We start from the raw sequence: 21,407 nt of genomic DNA, 5'->3' as shown, positions 1-21,407 counted from the left end.
AACGCTAAAAAGTCAAATATAAATTGACACATTGCAAAAATTTTGTTAAAATAATAGCAGAATACGGTAGACAAGGAGGCATTTTATGTTTGTTTCTAACCATATAAATGTGAATGAGAAAAACCATCTGTCCATTGGAGGCTGCGACAGCCTTGATTTGGCAAAGAAATTCGGCACGCCCCTTTATGTGCTGGACGAAGCGGTTATCCGTGAAAACTGCAGACGCTATGTGGACTCGGTGAACAAGTTTTATAACGGAAACGGAATGATTTTATATGCCAGCAAGGCTCTGTGCGCCGGCGGCGTGTTAAAAATTGCAAACGAGGAGGGCCTGGGGCTGGATGTTGTGTCCGGCGGGGAACTTTATACCGCGCACAAGGCCGGTTTTCCCATGGAAAAGGTATATTTTCACGGCAACAACAAGTCGGAAGACGAGCTTCGCATGGCGCTGGATTTTGGCGTGGGCCGGTTTGTTGTGGACAATGAGCAGGAACTGAGCGCTTTAAGCCGTCTGGCAAAGGAAAAGGGCAAAACGGCTTCTGTTTTGTTCCGCATTAAGCCCGGGGTTGACGCCCACACCCACGACTTTATCCGCACGGGGCAAATCGACTCGAAATTCGGCGTTGCACTGGAAACCGGAGAGGCGCTTGCCATTGTGAAAAAGGCGGTTTGTGCGGAAAACATTGCGTTTTGCGGAATTCACTGCCACATTGGCTCGCAGATTTTTGATTTAGCACCTTTCTGCGAGGCGGCGTCTGTTATGATGGGCTTTATTAAGGAAATTAAAACAGAGTGCGGCGCAGATGTGCGCGAACTGAATTTAGGCGGCGGCTTTGGCATTTCTTACACAGAGGCGGACGATCCGCTGCCCTATGGAACGTTTATGGAGGCGGTGAGCCGCGTGATTCATGAAGAGGCGGAAAAGCATGGCGTTGCGCTGCCTTTCATTTTAATGGAGCCGGGCAGGAGCATTATCGGCCCTGCAGGTGTGACCCTTTACACCGTTGGGAATGTGAAGGAAATTCCGGGTGTTCGGACGTATGTTTCCGTTGACGGCGGCATGGCGGACAATCCGCGCTATATCTTGTATCAGGCGGAGTATGACTTTTTAAACGCCGGAGCGGCGGGCAGCGATAAGACAGAGGTTGTCACCGTGGCGGGCAAGTGCTGTGAGAGCGGCGACCTTTTAGGCGAGCACGTAGCGATTCAGCCGGTTCGTCCGGGGGACATTTTGGCAGTGATGGCCACGGGAGCCTATAACTATTCTATGGCCAGCCACTATAACCGTTTGCCCAATCCGGCGGTGGTGCTGACTGACGGCGGGTCGGCCCGGGTGATTGTAAGACGCGAAACCTATGAAGATTTAGTGAAGAACGACGTGTTATGAGGAAGTCCCAGGAGCAGGTTCTTCAAAATAAAATAAACGTGTGCCTGCTGGCTTTGGTGTCGTGCCTGCTGTGGGGCAGCGCCTCGCCCTGTATTAAAACGGGGTATGACTGGCTGGGCATTTCTTCCGCCGACGTGGGCGCACAGCTTTTGTTTGCCGGCGTAAGATTCACCCTGGCGGGCATTATCACCGTGGCGGCAGGGAGCCTGTTGTTTCACAGAAAATTGGTTCCCACGAAAAAGACGTTTCCCTCCGTTTGTGTTTTGGCCCTGGTACAGACCGTGGTGCAATATTTTTTCTTTTATGTGGCGCTTTCCAACACAACCGGGGTGCGCGCCGCGGTAATTCAGGGGGCGAACGCGTTCATTGCCCTGTTTGTGGCGGCGCTGGTTTTTAAAATGGAGCGGCTTACCGTGAAAAAAGTGGCTGGCTCAGCCGTGGGATTTTTGGGCGTTATCATCATTAATCTGGCCGGGGGCAGCTTTGGCAGCGGATTTCGGCTTGCCGGCGAAGGATTTATCATTCTTTCTACCGTGGCCTATGCTTTTTCTTCAGCCCTGATTAAAATTTATGCAAAAAACGAGCACCCGTTTACGTTAAGCGGCTGGCAATTTTTTCTCGGCGGGCTGGCGCTTTGCGCAATCGGCCTTTGCCTGGGCGGGCGGTTTTCCCTTACGCTTCCTGCCGCGGGGCTGATTTTATATCTGGCGTTTTTGTCTGCCGCGGCATATAGCCTGTGGGGGCTGCTTTTAAAATATAACTCTGTGGCTTCGGTTACGGTTTACAGCTTTGCCATTCCGGTTTTCGGAACCATTCTCTCTGCAATTATTTTAAAGGAAGGGGCCCAGGCGGCAAGCCTGCAAAGTCTGGCGGCGCTGGTGTTGATTACCGTTGGCATTATCATGGTGAACCGGGAGGAGAACAAACGATAAAAAAATTCGGCTGCTTGGCCGGATTTTTTTTATTTTTGGAATATATTTATATTCTTGCGCATACAGTTTAACAAGAAATTAAGAAAGCAGGTGTGCGTATATGGAAATAAAAAAGGAAAACATAAATTTAACCGAGAGAAACGTGAAGCTGAACTCTAACGTTATGGTGGAGGGCGATATCATTGTGCCCGACATTAAGCCCGACATTCGCGAGATTTTGCTGGCGGACGCAAACGTGGTGACGCAGTCGTCTGAATATCGCGGCGGAAAGCTTTATGTTTCCGGGAATGTGTTTTTCAAGATTTTATACCGTCCGGATTCTGAGGGAGAGGGCTGCGAATTAAAATCGCTGGACGCATCTTTCGAATTTTCCGACAGCGTGGACATTCCCTCCGGAGAGGATTTAACGTTTTTTGTCTGCGCCTCAACCGAGCACATTGGATTTACCCTTGTGAACTCCAGAAAGCTGTCTATGAAGGTGATTGCAGCTTTGGGGATTAACGGATACCGGGAGCGCAGCTTTGCGCCTGTTACGTCTGTAACAGGCGACGATGTGCAGTGCCGCGAAAAGCGGTTTAACATTTACATGCCGGTGGCAGACGAGCAGTCGGACATTACCGTTTCCGACTTTTTAACCGTGCCTGCCGACATGCCGGACATTGACGAAATTTTAAAGGTGGACGCATGGGCCTCAGGGGGCGACTGCAAAATTATGAACGGCAAGGTGATGGTGAAGGGCACGCTCCACTTAAAAACCCTTTATACTGCCGCTCAGGACGGCTACACCACAGAGCTGGTGTGCCATGAAATTCCGTTTACGGAAATTGTGGAGGCCGAAGGTGTGGACGAAAACTGTGCCGCAGGCGTAATCTTCTCTGTGAAGGACGTTTTGGCCAGCGCCAAGGGCGACATTAACGGCGACACAAAAATTATCAGCGCGGAGATTTTAGTAAACGCCAGGGTGAAAGCTTCAAAAACCGTGCAGGAGACCATTTGCGACGACTGCTACGCAATTCACGGCGCAATGGAAACGGAAACCGAAAAAATGGAACTGTTAGAATATGTTACCTCAGAAAACACTGAATTTACGGAAACACAGTCGGTGGAGATGCCCAAAAACGTGAAGATGAAAAATGTGATAAACGTAACCGCAAAACCCATTTTGCGGGAGACCTGCGTGGAAGACGGCGCTCTTCACATGCGCGGCACGCTGGTTTCTTTCCTGTTATATCGGGAGGATAAAGAGGACGGACAGATTAAATGCGCCGTGACGGAAACCGATTTCGACTGGCAGAAGAACGTTCCCGGCCAAGGGCTTTTCGCCGACTGCGACCTTTGGGTGGAAGACATTGCGGCAACGAAGCTCAGCGCAGACGAAGCGGAAGTGAAAGCCACCATGGGGCTGAACGCAAAGGTTTTGAAAAAAAGTGAAATTGACATTATTACCGGATGCACCGCGGTGGAAACAGACGAAGCGGAGGAAAACCGCCCCAGCCTGGTAATTTATTTCACCGAAGACGGCGACACCTTGTGGGACGTTGCCAAGAAATATGGCACCACGGTGGAGAAAATTCAGTCTGCCAACGGCATTGAAACAGACCGGTTCAGCAGCGGAAAGAAGATTTTAATTCCCCGGGCCTGCTGATTGAAAAAAGGGAAAGAAAAAAGCAGCCGTTTAGAAAAACGGCTGCTTTTTGTGTTTTTTTCTTATTCGTTATCTGCCAAAAACGCGTTAATGCGCTCAACCAGCGCGTCTGCGTCCTCACCGTGGACTGCGCAGGCCTGGGCGATCGATTCGCCACTTGCTGACGGGCAGCCCAGGCAGTGCATTCCAATTTCAAAGAAGAACTGCGCTGTGTCTGGATTTAATTTTAACACATCAACAATGATTGTGTCTTTCGTTACTTGTTTTGCCATTATTTTTTCCTGCCTTTCCGCCTGTTTCATAGTTATTTTAACTTGCGCCGGCCGCCCAGGCAAGCGGGGCACAGTGGGTTTGGATATGCGTTTTATGAGGTTCTGCGATAAAGGTTGTTGCCGAAACAGTCGATCACCACGGTCAGCGGCATGTTCTCAACCACCAGCCGTTTCACGGATTCGGGGCCCAAGTCCTCATATGCGATTACGTCCGCCTGTTTGATGGCGCTGGCATATAAAGCGCCTGCGCCGCCGATTGCCGCCAGGTAAACCGCGCCGTTTCGTTTGATTGCGTCGGCCACCGCGTCGTTTCTGTCGCCCTTGCCGACCATGGCAAGCAGCCCCAAATCAAGCAGGGCGGGGGCAAACTGGTCCATGCGGCAGCTGGTGGTGGGTCCGCAGGAGCCGATCACCCTGCCGGGCTTTGCCGGGCACGGGCCGGCGTAATAAATGGTTTGGCCGGTCAAATCGAACGGAAGGGGTTTGCCCGCAGCCAGCGCCTCTGCCATGCGCTTGTGCGCCGCGTCCCGGGCGGTGAACATTACGCCGCTCACTGAGATATTATCCCCGGCTTTCAGGGTTTTAATGACATCCTTTGTAAATGGCAGATGAATATTCACGGCAACCTCCATCATATTTTGCAATCTCACTTAATATTATACTATAGCTGCCATTGAATTTCAAGATGCCGGAAGGAAATTTTTTATGAACGAAACCGGCAAAATTAAAAGATTTTTAAAAATATTATGTAAACCATGCACGATTAGTTAACATTAGTTATTAACATTTCCAACAGGGTTATGAACAAGCAAAATGGTGAAATTAAGCTTTTTTGGCAAGGTTATGCACACTATCAACAGGTTATCAACAGGTTTTGGCCTTTGTTGAAGGGCTGTGTAATGTGCCTGTAAAGGTGCGTTAACACAGTTAAAACATTTGGTTTACATAATTATATTACAGGGGAGTTGATGATAACTTGATAAAAAGTATGATACATATTTTATCCATTGCACTAATTTATTGCGGCACGGTTTTCGGCGCGGGTTTTGCCTCCGGACAGGAGATTGTGAGCTTCTTTTCGTCCCATTTTTTGTGGGGCGTGGTTCTGTCGGTTTTTGTCGGTTTTCTGTTTTCTTTTTTCGGATATGCGGTTTGTTCCAAAGCCAAAGAATTTGGGTTAAACAGCGCAAAAGAATATTTCGATTTTCTGTTCCCAAAAGCGGTGTCCGGCCTTTTGCATTTCATTTGCATGGCGTTTTTGGTAGTATCTTTCTGCATAATGATTGCCGGCTGCGGAACACTATTTAAAGAACAGTTCTCGCTTCGGCCCATGATTGGCTCTTTGTTTTCTCTGGTAATTTGCTATAAAATTATTAAAAACAGAGTGGGCGGCCTGGCGCGGTTTAACGCGGTGATTACGCCGTTTATGTTTTTGGGCGTGGTGGCACTGTGCTGTGTGGTGCTGACCCGCACAGACGTGGATTTTTCCCTTTTGGAGCAGGGAAGGCCGCAAAAGGCCGCTTTTTCCGGCGCGCTTTATTTAAGCTATAACCTGGTGTCTGCCGCGGCGGTTTTGGCGCCCAGCGCGGCCATTGCAAAGTCGAAGCGTCAGGCGGGGCTGGGCGGCGCTTTGGGCGGCATTTTGGTGGCTGTGCCCCTTGTGCTGCTGTCTTTGGTTTTAACACTGTTTCCTGCGTTTCATACCGAACAGCTCCCCTTTTTTGCGCTGATTTGCGCCATGCATCCAAAACTGAAGCTGGCCTGCGCCGGCTTGCTTTACGGTGCCATGCTCACCACCGCCGCTTCTTCCGGTGTTTCGGTGCTGGCGCGGGTGAAGCCGAAATTCACCGGAAAATATGCAGCCGTTCTCTGTGCCGCAGCTTTTGCCGCCTCGTTTGTGCCCTTTGACGTTTTGGTGAAGACCATGTATTCCGCTTTTGGGGTTTGCGGTTTGGTTTTAATTTTGGGAATTGTAAAATCAATTTTGAGAAAACAATAGATTTTAGCATTTACAGTGAGAAATTTAAAGAAAACAAAATTTAATTTGACAAAATAGTGAAAAATACCCTGTTTTTCGGTTTGCACTGGATTTAAAAAAGTGTTATACTGAACAAGTGCCGTCAATAGGACGGGGTTTAGCGCAGTTTGGTAGCGCACATGGTTTGGGACCATGGGGCCGGGGGTTCAAATCCCTCAACCCCGACCATTATGCGCTGGCGTAGCTCAGTTGGTAGAGCAGCTGATTTGTAATCAGCAGGTCGCGGGTTCGAGTCCCATCGCCAGCTCCACGATTTCACTGCTTTTTATGACAATTCTATATGGAAGAGTTCCCGAGTGGCCAAAGGGGGCAGACTGTAAATCTGTTGCTTTCAGCTTCGATGGTTCGAATCCATCCTCTTCCACCACGTCGCCGCAAGTGTCATATCGCTTGCGGCGACTTTTTTACAAAAGTCACCGTGCGCTCATTCTGCTGCGTCTCCTCTTTCGCAAAAAGGCACGCTCGGCTCGCCTGCTCGGTTGTAAACGCCCTCGCGACGGCTCGCGGTCGCTACCACCTTTTTGCGAGTGCGTCTGCGGCGCAAAATATATCTAAATTGTTCACTCTTCCCATAATATTGACAAACCGCTTTATGAAGCGGTTTGTTTTTATTTATACACGTTTTTTACATGATTTTGTTTAAAACAGCGACCGCTCTTTCTTCTTCGCGGGGATACAGGTGTGAATATGTGTTCCATATGATTTCAATGTTTGAATGTCCCAGACGGCGGGCAGTTTCCGGAATGTTAATTCCCTCGTTTGCCAATAACGAAGCGTGAGAGTGACGGAAAAGGAGTACGACATAATTTACGGCCTGGTTGCAAATGATGATGTATATACGACTTTTACGCTTTATCAGGCGGGTGTACTTACGAAAGAGCAGACCCTTAATTGCTTTGTGAAGACAATCGGGCTTGCAAAGCAGCAGAAAGAAAAGCGTAGCATGAAGAATAGCAAGATAGAATGAAAAGCACGTCTGAGGTTTTATTGCCATAGACGTGTTTTTTTTATTGCGGTAATACGGCTTTTTCTCCGTAATTGATTGAGGCTTTGTTTGAATAAATTTTACAAAAGTGGCCGCTTTGTAACATAAGTTTTACGAAGGTTTTACCCGGCCATGGTTTCGAATAAATTGCAGGTGCTATATAATGAAAAAGCAGAATCTTATAAAAAGTAAAATTGGAACATTATGAGAAAGCGAGGAAAATTAAGTATGAGAGCAAGAAAAATGATGGCGGCAGGACTGGTGTTTATACTGGCCGTGATGATGACGGCGGGCTGCACTTCTCAAAAGACGGCTAACGTGAATCCTTCTGGCGAGAATAACTATGGCCTGGACAAGTTTGTAATGGTGATGATACCGGGTGAAGATTCAGAAAAGAGCGTTAAACTGGAAGACAATTTGGCAGCAGATATGACTGCGGCGCTTGGGATTCCCTGCACGGTCTACCGTGCGACAGATTACAGCGCAGCGGTAGAAGCGATGCGCACAGGAAATGCGCAGATGGCAGAATACGGTCCGTTTTCCTATGTAACAGCAAGGGAAAGAGCCGGTGCGGAAGCAATAGCAGTACGCGGTACGAAAGATGGGGTAAGCGGGTACACTTCTCAAATTGTGGTAAGGGCAGACAGCGAAATTGAAACGCTGAAGGATTTACAGGGAAAGACCTTTGCGTTTGTAGATCCGGAATCCACCTCGGGCAATATCATTCCAACGGATGAGATATTAACTGCTATGCCGGAACTTAACCTGACGTTTGATGACCTGCACACAGATGGAAAATTCTTTAAGTCTGCGATGTATGCAGGCACCCATCCCGGCGCGATGCAGGCGGTTGCCCAAGGAAATGTAGACGCTGCGGCCGTTGCTTCCACTACCCTGGAAAATCAGATTGCGGCTGGGAACATCAAAGCTGAAGATTTGAAAATTATTTATGAATCCCCTGTGATTCCCAGTGATCCGATTGCGATTAAAAAGGATTTACCACAGGAATTTAAGGATAAGGTAAAAGCATTTTTGTTCAGTTATGATGACGCAGAGTTTTTCAATGACGAAGCAGGGAAAGAGCCGGAACGCTTCATCGAAATAAAAGACAGTGATTACGATTACCTGCAAAGCCTGAAAGAGAAATACAAACTCAACGATTAAGCACCAAAAGGAAAGGATTGCAAAGAATGGAACATATACTGGAACTTGTGCATTTAAAAAAATATTATGGGCAGACAAAAGCGGTTGAAGATGTGAGCTTTCATGTAGATGCCGGTGAGGTAGTTGCAATTATCGGACCGTCAGGCGCGGGAAAATCCACGGTTTTGCGTTGTATCAACCGCATGATTGAACCGACCGGCGGCAGCATTCTTTTTGACGGACAGGATATGGCCAAGCTCCAAAAGGAAAAGGAGCTAAAGACGGCACGGCGGAAAATCGGAATGATTTTTCAATCATTTAATTTGGTATACCGTTTATCTGTATTTCAAAATGTTCTGCACGGCCGCCTGGGATATATGTCTGCGCCGAATGCGGTGATGGGACGTTATTCGGAGGAAGACAAGCACAAAGCCGTACAGCTTTTAAATATGATTGGTTTAAAAGATATGATTTATAAAAAAGCCGGGGAGCTTTCCGGCGGACAGAAGCAAAGAGTGGGCATTGCACGCGCCTTGATGCAGGACCCGACGCTTCTTCTCTGCGATGAACCAATTGCGTCGTTAGACCCCAGTTCTTCCCGCGTCATTATGAACCAAATTCAAGAAATGGCGAAAACAAGAAACATTGCATGCATTGTCAATCTGCATCAAGTGGATGTTGCAATGGCATATGCCGACCGAATTATAGGGATTCATCAGGGACGCATTGTATTCGATGATGTCCCCGATAAATTGACAGCCTCCATGATTGAAACCATTTATGATGCGCCAATTGATAAGCTTACCATCGGACTGGAGGAAGGGGTGGCCTTGCATGCATAAGGAGCAGGAAAAGATTGCCCTCGTTCCTAAAAAAGAGAAGCGGGCAACGCTGGCTGCCTTTTTGGCGGTTACAATTCTGTTTTTGGCCGCCACAATACAGACACAGTATCAGCCTTTTGAATTTTTAATCAAAATGGAAAATTTTTGGCTGTTTATTTTTAAAGATTTGCTTCCGCCGAAAATCAGCGATTTCAGCACAATCGCACAGGGGCTGCTGCAAACCATTTGTATGGCAATCGCAGCAAGCTTATTTTCGGCAATTATATCTTTGATACTTGCTTTTTTAGGTTCCAATACGACCGCGCCATGGAAAGGCATGAAAAAAATAATCCGTTTTTTGGCATCCATACAGCGGAATATCCCCAGCATGATCTGGACCTTTATTTTGATCATGGCATTTGGAATCGGAAATGTAGTCGGTGTGCTTGCGCTTTTTATTACAACCTGCGGTTTTCTGATTCGGTCTTTTATCGAAACGATTGACGAAGTTGGGAACGAGAGCCTGGAGGCGTTGCAGTCTGTGGGGGCATGCCGGCTTTCTGTTATCACACAGGTGATTATTCCAGGTTCTTTGCCGGGATTTATATCGTGGCTGCTCTATTCCCTTGAAGTAAATATCCGTTCTTCCACGCTGGTCGGCGCGGTTGGCGGCGGCGGAATTGGACTGATTATGATGGGGTATATCAAACAGTTTCGATATCACTCTGCAATGGGCGTAATCTTGCTGATTGCAGCAGTTGTTATTTTAGTTGATATGCTGACGAACTATTTGAGAAAGAAGGTACTTGCATGACGGAGATGACTGGAGTTCTAAAACAACGAGGGGTGGCACCGCCATCTTCGGCGGCCTGCCGCGAGGAAGACGGGCTGCTTCGGGATAAAAAAGGCCATATTCGCACCAAAGACCCAATGCGCGACAGGACTTTAAAATATTTTTTAATTATTTTCGCAATATTGGGTGTTGCATCGCTGTTTATTATGAATCTTGACTGGGCACAGTTGTGGGACGGCGTAATGCACATTCCGGAAGCGGTAGGCAAACTTGCAAAAATTGATTTTAGCGCGCTGCAAATCACGCTGACATCTTTACTGGAATCGATTGGCGTTACGATTTTAGCTACGGTGTATAGCATGGTTGGCGGGATGTTTCTGGCTGTATTTTTGGCAAAAAATCTTGCTCCATTTCGGTGGCTGTCTGTAATTCTTTCTGCTGTTTTAACTTTTCTAAGAGCCATTCCTTCTATTATCTGGGTTTTGCTGGTGCTGATCTGCGTGGGATTTGGTCCTTCGGCCGGTATTATCGGCATCTGCATTTTCAGCACATCATTTTTTGCGCGTTCGTTTGCGCAATGTTTTGAGGAAGTACCGGAAGAAACCTTGGAGGCATTGCACGCAATGGGTGCAGGACGAATTAAGGTTTTCTTCAGCGCGGTGCTTCCGTCGGCATTTACCAGCATACTGGCATGGACGTCAATCAGCTTTGAAAATAACTTTGGCGCTTCTGCCGTGCTGGGTACGGTAGGCGCAGGCGGAATTGGTTATGTTATTTCCAACTGCATGACGCGATATGCGTATGGACAGGCGGTTGTTGCAATTGTCATAGTGCTGGCATTTACGTACATCATGGAGTTGGCCTTTACTGCTGTAAAGGAGAGAAATGGAAAAATTAAATAGGAGGATCAAATTTTTCATGGAAACGATAAGACTGTCAAAAATTTTAGGAAAATGTTCCAAGGAAACCATTGCGTCTTTGGCGGAGCCGATTATGCAGCGGTATCCTGTTACCGTAATCCGGAAGCCTTCCAAGACTTTGGTAATGGTTCGTATGCAGGAAACCGTGGCAAAAGCGGAATTTTATCTGGGTGAGATGCTGGCCTGTGAAGCATTGGTTGAGCTGGAAGGGAAAAAAGGATTTGCGCTTATGGCGGGTGATGATACGCAAAAAGTCCTTTGCGCTGCCGTATTGGATGCAGTATGTAAAACGGACCTGCCTGAGAGAGCAAAAGTACTGGAAGCACTCAAGGCCGAGGAACAGGTGATTGCTGAAAAGCAGGTACGGGAGATTCAAAAACATGCCGCTTCCAAGGTTCAATTTAACACGCTTGACGTGGATTATTAACTGAAAAACATGGGAGGAAACCTAATATGATAACAGAAAACCAATTTGACATGGTGTTTGACTGCCAGCAGGTTTTTAAAGCGTTAATGAATGCGCTGGCCCGGCCAGGAAAAATTTTTTCTATTTCAGAAAATGCAGAAAAGATAGGAGAAAAAAATGCTCCTTTAATAGCGGCTGGTCTTACCCTGTTGGATAACTGGAAGAAATTCTTTGTGTGTGATGCGCCGCAGCTGCAGGAGAAACTGCATGAAATGAGCTATGGGCAACCTGGGACAGTGGCAGAAGCGGACTATATCTTTATGCCGAAAGAAAGTACAAGCCTGTCTGTTTGCCGTCAGATCTTGTCTCAGGCCAAGATTGGAACGCTGGCAGAACCCCATAAAAGCGCGGCCGTTTTTGTTATGACAGACAGTTTGGAAGGCGGAGAAGAGAGGGAACTGAGCGGCCCAGGCATAGATGGAATGATTCGAATTACCCTGCCGGATGAAGGACGGATGTGGATTGAGGAACGCCAGAAAATGGAGTTTGAGTTTCCGTGCGGCTTAGAACTTTATTTTGTCACCCCACAGGGAGATTTGATGGGCGTGCCCAGAAAAACAAGAATAGGAGGGGTTAGCAAATGGGATATGTAGCGGTTACCGGCGGTCAGGAGGCAATTGACGCTTCTATTGAGCTGCTGAAAGAATATCGTTCTGTTGGAGATATGCCGGTCGAAATCGGTGTAATACGGGACCGCATGGGGCTTTTAATTGACCGAATTATGTCGGAAGCAGGTTTTTATGCACCGGATTACGCTGCGCTGGCGCTCAAGCAGTGTGAGGGCAGTCCGGAGGAAGCCGTATTTTTATTGCGTGCATACCGAAGCACACTTTCGAGAAACTATACGTCCCGGACGGTGCGCGGCGAAGAGATGCATATACGCCGTCGCATCAGTTCTGCTTTTAAAGATATTCCCGGCGGACAAATACTCGGTCCTACCTACGATTATGTACATAGGCTTCTGAATTTCAATTTGGCGGATGAAGCGGAAGCGGAGCTAAAAGCATGGTGTAAAGAATTCGAAGAAAAAACACAAAAGGCTGAACCGGCTGCGCTTTCAGACCAAGCGCCGCGCGTACTGGATCTTTTGCGTGAGGAGGGCCTGCTGGAAGAAGTTGAGGAGGACCACACAGAACCCTGCGACGTTACAATGGAAAACCTTCCTCTGCCTGCGCCGCGCAGTGCGATTTTGCAAACGCTGACGCGCGCAGATACGGGCTTTGTTTCAGGATTGGCATATAGCGATATCCGTGGATTTGGAATGTCGCATCCAACGATTGGCGAACTGCGCTACGGCAGTCTGGAGATTATCGTTGATTATCCTCTGGAGGAAGGCGAAGGGTGGTATGTCGGAGACATTTTTATCACTGAGGTAGAGGGTCTGATGGGTACCCGCCCGGGAAAAGAGGGCATTGGTGTGGGATATGGCTGCGTCATTGGCCGCAATGATACCAAGGCAATTGCAATGTCTGTATTGGACCGTGCTCTGACATTAGATCTGGACAGCCCGACGAGCGATATGGAATTTGTGCTGCTGCATGGAGATTGCCTCGAAATGAACGGTTTCATCTCTCATTTGAAATTGCCGCATTATGTTACGTTCCAGTCCAAACTGGATGGGTTAAGAAATCGGAAAAGGAGCCTTGAAGATGGAAAAAATGACTGATAAAAACGATTACAATTTTGCCTTTTTGGATGAAGGCTCAAAAAGAGAGATTAGACGTTCCATTTTGCATGCGATTGCAATTCCCGGCTATCAGGTGCCCTTTGGTTCGCGTGAGCTTCCCATTGGGAGGGGCTGGGGAACTGGCGGAATTCAGCTTACGATGTCTTTGATTGGCCCCGATGATATGCTGAAGGTGATTGACCAGGGCAATGATGACAGTGTCAATGCGGTCAGCATCAAACGGCTGATTGGCGCCACCACCGGCGTGAAAACCACTGCGGACTCGGCAGAGGCAAATATTATTCAGTCGCGCCACCGTATTCCGGAGGAACCGCTTCGGGAGGATCAGGTGTTGGTGCTGCAGGTTCCCACACCGGAACCGCTGCGAAGCGTAGACGCACACGAAGCGGTGACAAGGCAGCTTCATGCAGATGCGGAATATACGGGTATCTGGGTCAATTTATTTGAACAGCTTCTCATGCGCGGTTCCGCTTTTCGCGGGGCGGATCATCCGGTTATGGCAGATGGACGCTATGTGATGAATCCAAGCCCGATTCCCCGTTACGATAACCCAAAGCTGAATCAGGCAGAGTGCCTATATCTGTTTGGCGCCGGGCGGGAAAAGAAAATTTATGCTGTACCACCGCATACCAAGGTAGAATCCCTTGCATTTGAGGATCATCCTTTCCGGCAGGAGGATATGTCCGGGAGAAAGTGCCGGCTGTGCGGCGCAGAAAACGTATATTTTGATGAAATATTCGATGCGAAAACCGGGGAACGCTTTTATCAGTGTTCGGATACCGGATATTGCTTAAAACGGCGCAACGCACAGGAGCAAATGGAGAGGGAGGACCGTATATGAATAAAAAAACACCTGTCATGGAAGGAAAACATATCACTGTACGTTTCGGAGAGGGATGTGAATATTGCAGAGAACATATAGAGCTGGAAAAGGGAAGATGTCCGGTTTGCCATACCATATGGGCAGTCCGCGATGTGAACTTTCAACTTTATCCGGGAGAGATTTTAGGAATTGTAGGAGAGTCCGGCTCCGGGAAAAGTACGCTGCTGAAAACCCTTTATTTCGACCAGCCTGCAACCTCCGGCGAAGCGCTTCTTTCCCTGTATCAGGACGGCAAAACCAACTTTTTAGAGGTTAGCAGCCAGCAAAAGCGCTATCTGCGCAATCATCTGATGGGTATGGTATATCAGAATCCTATGTTGGGGCTGCGTATGAAGCTTTCTTCCGGCGCAAATGTAGCGGAAAAACTGATTGCGGCCGGAAATCGAAAGGCAGACAGCATGATTGCACGGAGCCAGGAGCTTTTGCAGCACGTTGAGATACCGACAGAGCGGCTGAGAGACCAGCCGCTGGTATTTTCGGGCGGAATGCAGCAGCGCGTTCAGATTTCCAAAGCAATCGCCAATAATCCGCCCATTTTGCTGCTGGATGAGGTGACGACCGGACTTGACCTGAGCGTACAGGCCAAGGTGCTTGATTTAATCCGTTCTATTCAAAAGGAACTTGGAATTGCCATGATGGTAGTCAGCCATGATTTGGCGGTGATACGCATGATGTCCGACCGGACAATGGTAATGCTGGGCGGACGGGTAGTAGAAGAAGGGCTGACGGATCAGATTTTGGAGGATCCCCTTCACGAATATACTCAGACACTTGTGAGCTCGCTGCTTTAACAGGAGGAATTTTATATGCAGGATATAATGATTCGAAACGCAACTGTGGTTCTAAAAGACCGCGTGCTGAACTCCGGTTCCGTTTGGATACACGGAAACCGGATTCAGGAAATTTCTGAAAAACCGGATTTTGCACAGCAAGCGCCGCTGGCAAAACAAATAGACGCGGAAGGCGCCTATCTGATGCCCGGCTTTATTGATATACATTCTGACAACATAGAGACGGTGATACAGCCCAGGCCGCAAAGTATGATTGATTTTGAGCTCGCTATGCGCGAGCAGGAAAAACAGCTTGTCAATCAGGGAATTACAACGATGTATCATTCCCTGACAATCATGGATGTGGAGGCTTTGGATGAGCAAAAAACGGCGAAAAAGGCACAAATGCGTTCTCCGGAAAATTTGAAACGGCTGGTTGGGCTGATTCGCACGTTTCATGAGGGAGACCATCTCATTCGGCACAGGTTTCACTGCCGATATGAAATTACCAATACAGTTGGCTATGCAATGCTGCTTGACTTTATCCGAAACAGGGATATGCAGCTGCTGTCCTTTATGGACCATACGCCCGGACAGGGACAGTACCGTGATTTAGAGTTTTTCAAAGATCAGGTTATGAGCCCGGAACACAGCGATCAGGAAAAAGCACGGCTGATTCAAGAGAGAATGAACCAGACCAAACTAACGGCAGAGCAGCTTGCACAGGCGGCTGATATGGCAGAAGAGGCCGGCATTCCCATTGCTTCCCATGATGATGACAGCTCGGAAAAACTGGACTATGTCACCAATAGCCTGCATGCGCAAATATGTGAATTTCCGGTTGAGCTTGCAGTTGCAAAGGATGCACATAGCAGAGGTATGCAGGTGGTGGTAGGGGCTACCAATATTTTGATGGGCCGCTCACATTCCAATAACTTATCTGCGCTGGAAGCGATCAAAAATGGCTGCGCCGATATTTTGGTATCCGATTATTTTCCGGCAGCGATTTTACATGCTGTATTTCAATTGTATGAACAGGGAGTATGCAGCCTTCCCGAAGCAGTAAACATGGCGACCTATAATCCGGCCAAAGCGGTTAAAATGAACGACCGTTTCGGCTCTATAGAACCGGGCAACTATGCAGATTTGCTTTTGGTCAGCAAGAAAGGAGCCGTTCCGGTTATATTGTCAGTCTTTATCAACGGCGAGGAGGTAACCAAAATCCATTACCGCAACGATTTTGTCGGAGAAGATGGTGTTCACGATGACTGATTTGTATAGCTTTGCAAAGAAATTGGTTCTTTGCTGCGGTGAACAATTGAGGGAGAAACGGCGTCAGCATAATTTCTCGATACAGGAAAAGACAGGGCACAGCGATATTGTGACCGACCATGACATCTGGGCGCAGTGTTATCTGTGCGAGCAGATTTCGAAACAGTATCCCGAACACAGCATTGTTGGAGAAGAAAATATGTGCAGGGAAGGGACATCCTGCTGGAAATGGGTGATTGATCCCATTGACGGAACCACGAATTATTGTCAATTTGGCAGAGATTATGCCATATCGGTTGCACTTTTACACAACGGGAATCCAATGTATGGCTATGTTTTAGATGTAGAAAACAGGCGGCTTTACGAAAGCGGCGATTCGCCGCAGAACCATGCGCCGGATGATGAGGAAACAGCGAATGAAGGGATTTTACATATTGGATTTAAAACCATGCGGGACTTTGCCCGTCAGGGTTCTGACCCTTTTGCGCTGGCGGAACAGTTTCGCGGGGTACGTTATTTGGGCTGCGCTTCGCTGGAGCTGTGCGGCATTGCGGAGGAACAATCCGGCTTGTATATTAATTCCCATTTAAAATTATGGGACTTCGCAGCGGCGCAGGCGATACTTCTTGGCAGAGGGTGCCGCATTGCGGCCGCCGCACTTCCGGACAAGAGCTATTTTGTCTGTGCGTGTCGTACAGAAGCCCTTTATAACCAGTGTCTTCCTTTTTTCCCGGAGGAGATACGCAGAAAACTCAATGAGAACGGAGGAAATGTATTTCATGTTACAAATATGTGAGTTATCTAAAAATTTTATCATGCATATCCGCTCGGATGCGGAAATCTATGGATTTGATGCGGTGAATTTTTCTGCTAAACCGGGAGAACTGGTGGCAATTACCGGGCCGAGCGGCTGCGGAAAATCTTCCTTGCTCAAATGTATTTACCGAACCTATATGCCCACTGGCGGTCATGTTCATTATACGTGTAAGGACGGCAGCGTGATAGATTTGGCAACGGCCGAACCGTGGGAAATGATTCACCTGCGGGAAACAGAACTGGGCTATGTATCGCAGTTTTTCAGTGTGATTCCTCGGGTTTCAGCGCTGGATATTTTAACAAATACGCAAACCGGGCGCGGAGTGGATGTGAAAACTGCACGGGAACGGGCTGCCGAGTATTTAGAAAAAGTGGGCATATCGCCTAAGCTCTGGGATATGTATCCCGCTACTTTCAGCGGCGGAGAAAAGCAGCGGCTTAATATTGCAAATGCTTTGATTACAAAACCACGTCTGCTTCTGCTGGATGAGCCGACTGCATCATTGGATGCCCATAGCAAAGAATGGGTTATGAACATGATTCTCGATTTGAAAGCGGAAGGAACGGCCATGGTGGGCGTTTTCCACGACGAAATTGCGATACAGACGCTGGCTGACTGGCGGTATGAGATGCGGGAGAGAAAAATGGTGCCAAAGGATTATAAAATGGAGTATGCTTCAGAAGCGTTGGCAGAACTCCTGTGAAAAGAGGAGGTGCGGAATATGTGGGATTTGCATACGCATTCTCATTGGTCAGACGGTGAACTTTCTCCATTTGAATTGGTACAGAGCGCTATACAAAAGGGATTATCAGGAATTGCACTGACGGATCATGATACGTTATCCGGAATAGAGGAACTGGAGCGGGCCGGGAAAGAACTTGATTTTCCCGTTTATAGCGGAATTGAGATTAGCTGTATCCAGCAGGATGGCCGTCCGCTGCATTTGCTTGGCTATGAAATACCGGCAGATGGACGGCAAAAAGTGGAACTGTTTTGCCGTCCAATTCGTTTGGCGCGAAACCAGGCGGTTCTGGAAAGCACCAGAGCCTTGCGGCGCGCCGGATATCCGGTATCTGAAGAACGCGTTCAGGCAATGGCGGGCCCAAATGGGGATTTATGCAAGCAATATATTATGCAGGTTTTGATTGATGCGGAGCTGTGCACGGAGCTCTACGGCACACTGTACAAAACCCTCTTTAAAAAACAGGCGGATGGCACGCCGGGCATTGCGGCGCTTTCTTTTTTAGCGGCAAGCCCTGAAGATGCGGTGGAATGTATTGTTTCAGCCGGCGGGAAAGCAGTTTTGGCACATCCGGGGCAGTATGATAATTTCAGCGCCTTGCCGCGGCTTGTGGATGCGGGCCTCGGCGGTATTGAAGCGTTTCACCCCAAAAATGATGCACAAGACACCGAGAAGTGCCTGGAATTGGCAAAAAAATATGGACTCTTTCTTACAGGAGGTTCAGATTTTCATGGCAAATATGGGGAAGGGGAACAACTTGGTGAATGCGGTGCAGCGCATGTTCCTTTTTCAAAAGATATAAAAAAGGCTGGTGAGGTATGAAGTGAACATTAGAACAATGTTGGAAGAAGATTATGCTTGTTTATATGCGCTTTGGACGTCCTGCACGGGTATGGGGCTGAATGATATAGATGATTCAAAGGAGGGGATTGGCCGTTTTCTGGCGCGCAATCCCCATACGTGTTTTATTGCAGAAAAAGATGGGCGCCTCGTTGGTGCAATCATGGCTGGAAACGATGGAAGAAGAGGGTATATCTATCATACTGCTGTTTTGCCGGATTTTCAAAAACAGGGAATCGGTACAGCACTGGTACATGCGGTTTTAGAGGAATTCAAACAGATTGGTATTACAAAGGTTGCTTTGGTCGTTTTTGAACGAAATGCACCAGGAAACTTATTTTGGGAAAAACAAGGCTTTTCGAAAAGAACGGATATCGTTTACCGCAATAAAACGCTGACAGAGATGAAGCGTTTTGATACTTAGCCTCTCAATGAATTTTGTATCAGAGAAAACGATGATAAGTGCTTTGAACTGAAAGCGGCGATTGGCTGCGCTTTTTGCGGCTTATGCCCTTGCAAATGCCTATGAAATTGTAAAACGATAAAAAAACCGCCGCTTTTCGCGGCGGTTTCGTTTTTTACTGTACTTCCAAAGAGAAGGCGGCAGACTGTTTGGTGCCGGTTCCGTCGTATTTAGAAACCATTAACATAAAGTTTCCGGCGTTGTCTACGCCGATGCAGGTTTCCGCCTTGCAGGCTGCGCCTACGGGTGTTTCCTTAGGCTGATTGGTAACCAACGCAGGATAGGAATATCCCATGACGCCTGCGCTGTCCACAACGGTGTCGTCTATGGTCAGAAACAATCCGTCTAAAATGCCAAATTGGTCTTCATAGCCTAAATTTTTGTAGGTGTAGCTGATGAAATATACGGCTGCCGGGTTTTTGTCGGAAAACTGGTTTCGGTATTCCGTGGCGGTGACGGAATCAATGGTGAGAGACCACTGGCCGTCTACCGTCCAGGTTTCGCCAACTGAAAAGGTTGTTTTTTCCTGGGGCAGGGAAGATGTGCCCACTTCCGCCCGGTTTAGCTCTGCGTTCCACGTCACCGGCACGCCCAATGCGTCACCCATGGCGCGGAGGGGGAGATAGGTGCGGTCGTTAATGACCATGGCCGGAGGGTCGGAGGTAAATTCTGATCCGTTCACCAGCACAGGAAAACCTGCGGGGGTTGCCACATAGGTTGCCGCCAATGCCCCGGCCGTGCCGAACAGAATGGCGCCTGCCAAAAATCCACCGATAAATTTTTTCATATGAATCCCTCTTTCTTTATTTTTAGGGCGATGCCCTTTTATTGCTTACAGACCTTAAGCTTACGGCAACCGGCTGCGATGGATAGCTCGAGCTGCATCGTAACGGCTGTTTAGGTTTGTGATAACAATTGGGGTCGGAGTGTACTACACCGACTGTTTCGGCTTTACAAACGATTTGCTCTCATCCTGTTACTGTGACGTTAGTTTCTGTTGTTTCCGCGGCGGGCCGATAATAGGCTTTGGCTGCTCTGACTTTTTTGCAATAAAAAATTCTCCTGCACCGTAAAGCGTGCAGGAGAATTTCTTTTTTAAAGGACAAATGAGCCGATTGTCTGGCAGATGGCCGACACATTGGCGTTGCTGACAAATTCAAACTTTACGCTGCCCAGCCCGCTGAACCACAGCTCGAGCTCGCTGTCTAAATCGAAAACACCGGCTGTTTCAACAGAAAAGGCCTGAATTTTACTGTACGGAAGCGATGTAAAATCCTTTTTCTTTCCGGTAACGCCCTGAACGTTCACCGATATAATGCGTTTGTTGGTAAAAATAACTCCGTCTCGAATGCCCTGAAACGCCTCAATAATCTGTTCGCCGCTCACAAACATTGGTGAAACTGCCGGTTCCCAGTTTCCTGCCGGAATTGGTTTCAGCTTTGCAAAGCTTGCGTTTTTAAAATCAATCATTTTAAAATCCCCCTAATATTTTTTTTGTTATTTTTATATACTGTATCACAAATTTTTATAAAAATCAAGTAGAACATTGTCGTATTTTGTATATTTTTTTATGAAACTGCGCCTAAAATTCCCGGATTAACAGTTTTGGAATGCCGATGACGGCGCAGTGGGCCAGGTCTTCTCCCTCAATTTGCTGGGGTTTGTATTCCGGATTAATCGGAATCAGCCGCATCCAGTTCTCGCCGGGGGCATATTCCACCTTTTTTATGGTGACAAGCTCGTCGTTATACACAATGGCGCCGATGTCGCCGGAGTGGTTTAGGGTGCTTTGTTTTAAAATGAGCACCTTGTCGCCCTCGTGGTAGAGGGGATACATGCTGTCGCCTTTTACCCGGAGAACAATGAAGTCCTCCTTTTTCCGGCCGCAGAGGTAGGTGTTGGGAATTTCCACGGTTTCGCCGGTCCAGTCCTCCATGGCAAGCCGGTCGTAACCGGCGCCGATGTCGCCGAGAACGGGGAACTGGGTTACCTCCGGTGTGATGCTTGGGCTGGCAAACGTCTCCTTTTTCGGCCGGGGGTTTGGCAGCAGCCCCAAAAGGCAGCCCGCCGCCAGGTTCAGGGCCTTTTCGATTAGGTAGATTGCGTCTAGGGGTATTTTTTTTGTGGCGCCTGTTTCATACCGCTGCAGCGTGGATTTTGCAATGCCCGTCATGTTGGAAAGCTTGGACAGGCTCACGTCTTTTTCAGTTCTGACCTCATATAATTTTTTGCTGATGTCTGACATGGTTTCACCGCCTTTTATGTTCAGTATAACTTATTCATCCCAAAAATGCAACAACTTTTTTCGTTTTGGAGGAAAAAGTTTCAAAAATGGGTTGACAATGTAATATTATTGTGCTATGATTGACTTGTCCCAAAAATGAAACGGGGTTATTTTTTTAGAGATGTAGTCCCAAAAATGAAACAAACGGCAGTTTGAAGCGGCGTTTGCCGCAAATGGCGCCGGAAAGAAAGGGTGTGAGGGGGTTTTGAGACCAATTTTTTGTGACAAGTGCAAACGGAGGATTGTA

The 21,407-nt window shown here is 47.9% G+C and carries 24 protein-coding genes and 3 tRNA genes; 22 read left to right on the top strand and 5 right to left on the bottom strand.

Going from position 1 to position 21,407, the window contains the following annotated elements; translation table 11 throughout:
* The first annotated feature begins 85 nt into the window (after window positions 1–85).
* From lysA to WIG73_RS04745, 3 genes are all read left to right on the top strand, one after another.
* The gene (gene lysA, locus WIG73_RS04755; protein ID WP_337399495.1) at window positions 86–1,387 is read left to right on the top strand and encodes a diaminopimelate decarboxylase; all 1,302 of its coding nucleotides are present in this window, start codon (window positions 86–88) and stop codon (window positions 1,385–1,387) included.
* The gene (locus tag WIG73_RS04750; protein WP_337399494.1) at window positions 1,384–2,319 is read left to right on the top strand and encodes a DMT family transporter; all 936 of its coding nucleotides are present in this window, start codon (window positions 1,384–1,386) and stop codon (window positions 2,317–2,319) included. Before lysA ends, WIG73_RS04750 begins: the two co-directional genes overlap by 4 nt.
* 100 nt (window positions 2,320–2,419) lie before the next feature.
* Window positions 2,420–3,964, top strand: a complete 1,545-nt coding sequence (locus WIG73_RS04745) for an SPOCS domain-containing protein (RefSeq protein ID WP_337399493.1) — start codon at window positions 2,420–2,422, stop codon at window positions 3,962–3,964.
* Between the two features lie 62 nt (window positions 3,965–4,026).
* Here WIG73_RS04745 and WIG73_RS04740 read toward each other — a convergent pair whose 3' ends face one another.
* Together WIG73_RS04740 and WIG73_RS04735 are read right to left on the bottom strand one after the other, a co-directional pair.
* A complete protein-coding gene (locus WIG73_RS04740; RefSeq protein ID WP_177677671.1) occupies window positions 4,027–4,236 on the bottom strand; it encodes a DUF1858 domain-containing protein in 210 nt (69 codons plus the stop codon).
* A gap of 92 nt (window positions 4,237–4,328) precedes the next feature.
* Window positions 4,329–4,868 (bottom strand): Fe-S-containing hydro-lyase, encoded by a 540-nt coding sequence (locus WIG73_RS04735; protein WP_337399575.1) that lies wholly within the window; start codon window positions 4,866–4,868, stop codon window positions 4,329–4,331.
* Window positions 4,869–5,212: 344 nt separating this feature from the next.
* Here WIG73_RS04735 and WIG73_RS04730 point away from each other — a divergent pair, with 344 nt between their 5' ends.
* The 19 genes from WIG73_RS04730 to WIG73_RS04640 all read left to right on the top strand — a co-directional run bounded on the left by WIG73_RS04730 (window position 5,213) and on the right by WIG73_RS04640 (window position 18,837).
* Window positions 5,213–6,235, top strand: coding sequence for a hypothetical protein (locus WIG73_RS04730; RefSeq protein WP_337399492.1), 1,023 nt, complete (start codon window positions 5,213–5,215; stop codon window positions 6,233–6,235).
* A 130-nt stretch (window positions 6,236–6,365) separates the two neighbouring features.
* Window positions 6,366–6,442 (top strand) — tRNA-Pro (locus WIG73_RS04725).
* A gap of 6 nt (window positions 6,443–6,448) precedes the next feature.
* Window positions 6,449–6,524, top strand: a tRNA-Thr gene (locus WIG73_RS04720).
* Between the two features lie 32 nt (window positions 6,525–6,556).
* Window positions 6,557–6,641 (top strand) — tRNA-Tyr (locus WIG73_RS04715).
* 414 nt (window positions 6,642–7,055) lie between these two features.
* Window positions 7,056–7,241, top strand: a complete 186-nt coding sequence (locus tag WIG73_RS04710; RefSeq protein WP_337399491.1) for a DUF3990 domain-containing protein — start codon at window positions 7,056–7,058, stop codon at window positions 7,239–7,241.
* Window positions 7,242–7,487: 246 nt separating this feature from the next.
* Window positions 7,488–8,423, top strand: a complete 936-nt coding sequence (phnD, locus tag WIG73_RS04705; protein WP_337399490.1) for a phosphate/phosphite/phosphonate ABC transporter substrate-binding protein — start codon at window positions 7,488–7,490, stop codon at window positions 8,421–8,423.
* A gap of 26 nt (window positions 8,424–8,449) precedes the next feature.
* Complete coding sequence (gene phnC / locus WIG73_RS04700; protein WP_249311323.1) at window positions 8,450–9,244, top strand: phosphonate ABC transporter ATP-binding protein; 795 nt, start codon at window positions 8,450–8,452, stop codon at window positions 9,242–9,244.
* Window positions 9,237–10,037, top strand: a complete 801-nt coding sequence (gene phnE / locus WIG73_RS04695) for a phosphonate ABC transporter, permease protein PhnE (protein ID WP_337399489.1) — start codon at window positions 9,237–9,239, stop codon at window positions 10,035–10,037. Before phnC ends, phnE begins: the two co-directional genes overlap by 8 nt.
* Window positions 10,034–10,918, top strand: coding sequence for an ABC transporter permease subunit (locus WIG73_RS04690; protein ID WP_177462355.1), 885 nt, complete (start codon window positions 10,034–10,036; stop codon window positions 10,916–10,918). The genes phnE and WIG73_RS04690 overlap by 4 nt, the downstream gene beginning before the upstream one ends.
* Window positions 10,919–10,934: 16 nt before the next feature.
* The gene (gene phnG, locus WIG73_RS04685) at window positions 10,935–11,363 is read left to right on the top strand and encodes a phosphonate C-P lyase system protein PhnG (protein ID WP_177462354.1); all 429 of its coding nucleotides are present in this window, start codon (window positions 10,935–10,937) and stop codon (window positions 11,361–11,363) included.
* Window positions 11,364–11,389: 26 nt separating this feature from the next.
* Window positions 11,390–11,995, top strand: a complete 606-nt coding sequence (gene phnH, locus WIG73_RS04680) for a phosphonate C-P lyase system protein PhnH (RefSeq protein WP_337399487.1) — start codon at window positions 11,390–11,392, stop codon at window positions 11,993–11,995.
* Window positions 11,983–13,068, top strand: coding sequence for a carbon-phosphorus lyase complex subunit PhnI (locus tag WIG73_RS04675; protein WP_337399486.1), 1,086 nt, complete (start codon window positions 11,983–11,985; stop codon window positions 13,066–13,068). The genes phnH and WIG73_RS04675 overlap by 13 nt, the downstream gene beginning before the upstream one ends.
* Window positions 13,052–13,930: an alpha-D-ribose 1-methylphosphonate 5-phosphate C-P-lyase PhnJ gene (locus WIG73_RS04670; RefSeq protein WP_337399485.1), complete on the top strand. Its 879-nt coding sequence runs from the start codon at window positions 13,052–13,054 to the stop codon at window positions 13,928–13,930. Before WIG73_RS04675 ends, WIG73_RS04670 begins: the two co-directional genes overlap by 17 nt.
* Entirely contained in the window at window positions 13,927–14,763 is an 837-nt protein-coding gene (locus tag WIG73_RS04665; protein WP_337399484.1) for an ATP-binding cassette domain-containing protein, read from the top strand. The genes WIG73_RS04670 and WIG73_RS04665 overlap by 4 nt, the downstream gene beginning before the upstream one ends.
* Before the next feature lie 15 nt (window positions 14,764–14,778).
* On the top strand, window positions 14,779–16,014 hold the full coding sequence (locus WIG73_RS04660) for an alpha-D-ribose 1-methylphosphonate 5-triphosphate diphosphatase (protein ID WP_337399483.1): 1,236 nt from the start codon (window positions 14,779–14,781) through the stop codon (window positions 16,012–16,014).
* Complete coding sequence (locus tag WIG73_RS04655) at window positions 16,007–16,810, top strand: inositol monophosphatase family protein (protein ID WP_337399482.1); 804 nt, start codon at window positions 16,007–16,009, stop codon at window positions 16,808–16,810. Before WIG73_RS04660 ends, WIG73_RS04655 begins: the two co-directional genes overlap by 8 nt.
* The gene (locus WIG73_RS04650) at window positions 16,794–17,534 is read left to right on the top strand and encodes an ATP-binding cassette domain-containing protein (RefSeq protein WP_337399481.1); all 741 of its coding nucleotides are present in this window, start codon (window positions 16,794–16,796) and stop codon (window positions 17,532–17,534) included. Before WIG73_RS04655 ends, WIG73_RS04650 begins: the two co-directional genes overlap by 17 nt.
* An 18-nt stretch (window positions 17,535–17,552) precedes the next feature.
* On the top strand, window positions 17,553–18,395 hold the full coding sequence (locus WIG73_RS04645) for a PHP domain-containing protein (protein WP_337399480.1): 843 nt from the start codon (window positions 17,553–17,555) through the stop codon (window positions 18,393–18,395).
* 1 nt (window position 18,396) lies between these two features.
* Entirely contained in the window at window positions 18,397–18,837 is a 441-nt protein-coding gene (locus tag WIG73_RS04640) for a GNAT family N-acetyltransferase (RefSeq protein WP_337399479.1), read from the top strand.
* A 154-nt stretch (window positions 18,838–18,991) separates the two neighbouring features.
* On the opposite strand, the gene WIG73_RS04635 is transcribed toward WIG73_RS04640, so the two are convergent.
* The 3 genes from WIG73_RS04635 to WIG73_RS04625 all read right to left on the bottom strand — a co-directional run bounded on the left by WIG73_RS04635 (window position 18,992) and on the right by WIG73_RS04625 (window position 21,121).
* The gene (locus WIG73_RS04635) at window positions 18,992–19,663 is read right to left on the bottom strand and encodes a stalk domain-containing protein (RefSeq protein ID WP_177677665.1); all 672 of its coding nucleotides are present in this window, start codon (window positions 19,661–19,663) and stop codon (window positions 18,992–18,994) included.
* A 308-nt stretch (window positions 19,664–19,971) separates the two neighbouring features.
* Entirely contained in the window at window positions 19,972–20,346 is a 375-nt protein-coding gene (locus tag WIG73_RS04630) for a PH domain-containing protein (protein ID WP_337399478.1), read from the bottom strand.
* Between the two features lie 112 nt (window positions 20,347–20,458).
* Window positions 20,459–21,121: an XRE family transcriptional regulator gene (locus WIG73_RS04625; RefSeq protein ID WP_249311317.1), complete on the bottom strand. Its 663-nt coding sequence runs from the start codon at window positions 21,119–21,121 to the stop codon at window positions 20,459–20,461.
* Window positions 21,122–21,407 lie beyond the last annotated feature (286 nt).

It is taken from the genome of Congzhengia sp. (assembly GCF_037235575.1).
Lineage (GTDB): Bacteria > Bacillota > Clostridia > UBA1381 > UBA9506 > Congzhengia > Congzhengia minquanensis.
The sequence above is the reverse complement of the archived record's forward strand: the minus strand, read 5'-3'. Positions and strand labels throughout refer to the sequence as shown.

Coding starts and splice junctions, on each gene's coding strand:
- lysA (WP_337399495.1), top strand. CDS start 86: ATGTTTGTTTCTAACCATATAAATGTGAATGAGAAAAACCATCTGTCC.
- WIG73_RS04750 (WP_337399494.1), top strand. CDS start 1,384: ATGAGGAAGTCCCAGGAGCAGGTTCTTCAAAATAAAATAAACGTGTGC.
- WIG73_RS04745 (WP_337399493.1), top strand. CDS start 2,420: ATGGAAATAAAAAAGGAAAACATAAATTTAACCGAGAGAAACGTGAAG.
- WIG73_RS04740 (WP_177677671.1), bottom strand. CDS start 4,236: ATGGCAAAACAAGTAACGAAAGACACAATCATTGTTGATGTGTTAAAA.
- WIG73_RS04735 (WP_337399575.1), bottom strand. CDS start 4,868: ATGGAGGTTGCCGTGAATATTCATCTGCCATTTACAAAGGATGTCATT.
- phnD (WP_337399490.1), top strand. CDS start 7,488: ATGAGAGCAAGAAAAATGATGGCGGCAGGACTGGTGTTTATACTGGCC.
- phnC (WP_249311323.1), top strand. CDS start 8,450: ATGGAACATATACTGGAACTTGTGCATTTAAAAAAATATTATGGGCAG.
- phnE (WP_337399489.1), top strand. CDS start 9,237: ATGCATAAGGAGCAGGAAAAGATTGCCCTCGTTCCTAAAAAAGAGAAG.
- WIG73_RS04690 (WP_177462355.1), top strand. CDS start 10,034: ATGACGGAGATGACTGGAGTTCTAAAACAACGAGGGGTGGCACCGCCA.
- phnG (WP_177462354.1), top strand. CDS start 10,935: ATGGAAACGATAAGACTGTCAAAAATTTTAGGAAAATGTTCCAAGGAA.
- phnH (WP_337399487.1), top strand. CDS start 11,390: ATGATAACAGAAAACCAATTTGACATGGTGTTTGACTGCCAGCAGGTT.
- WIG73_RS04675 (WP_337399486.1), top strand. CDS start 11,983: ATGGGATATGTAGCGGTTACCGGCGGTCAGGAGGCAATTGACGCTTCT.
- WIG73_RS04670 (WP_337399485.1), top strand. CDS start 13,052: ATGGAAAAAATGACTGATAAAAACGATTACAATTTTGCCTTTTTGGAT.
- WIG73_RS04665 (WP_337399484.1), top strand. CDS start 13,927: ATGAATAAAAAAACACCTGTCATGGAAGGAAAACATATCACTGTACGT.
- WIG73_RS04660 (WP_337399483.1), top strand. CDS start 14,779: ATGCAGGATATAATGATTCGAAACGCAACTGTGGTTCTAAAAGACCGC.
- WIG73_RS04655 (WP_337399482.1), top strand. CDS start 16,007: ATGACTGATTTGTATAGCTTTGCAAAGAAATTGGTTCTTTGCTGCGGT.
- WIG73_RS04650 (WP_337399481.1), top strand. CDS start 16,794: ATGTTACAAATATGTGAGTTATCTAAAAATTTTATCATGCATATCCGC.
- WIG73_RS04645 (WP_337399480.1), top strand. CDS start 17,553: ATGTGGGATTTGCATACGCATTCTCATTGGTCAGACGGTGAACTTTCT.
- WIG73_RS04635 (WP_177677665.1), bottom strand. CDS start 19,663: ATGAAAAAATTTATCGGTGGATTTTTGGCAGGCGCCATTCTGTTCGGC.
- WIG73_RS04630 (WP_337399478.1), bottom strand. CDS start 20,346: ATGATTGATTTTAAAAACGCAAGCTTTGCAAAGCTGAAACCAATTCCG.
- WIG73_RS04625 (WP_249311317.1), bottom strand. CDS start 21,121: ATGTCAGACATCAGCAAAAAATTATATGAGGTCAGAACTGAAAAAGAC.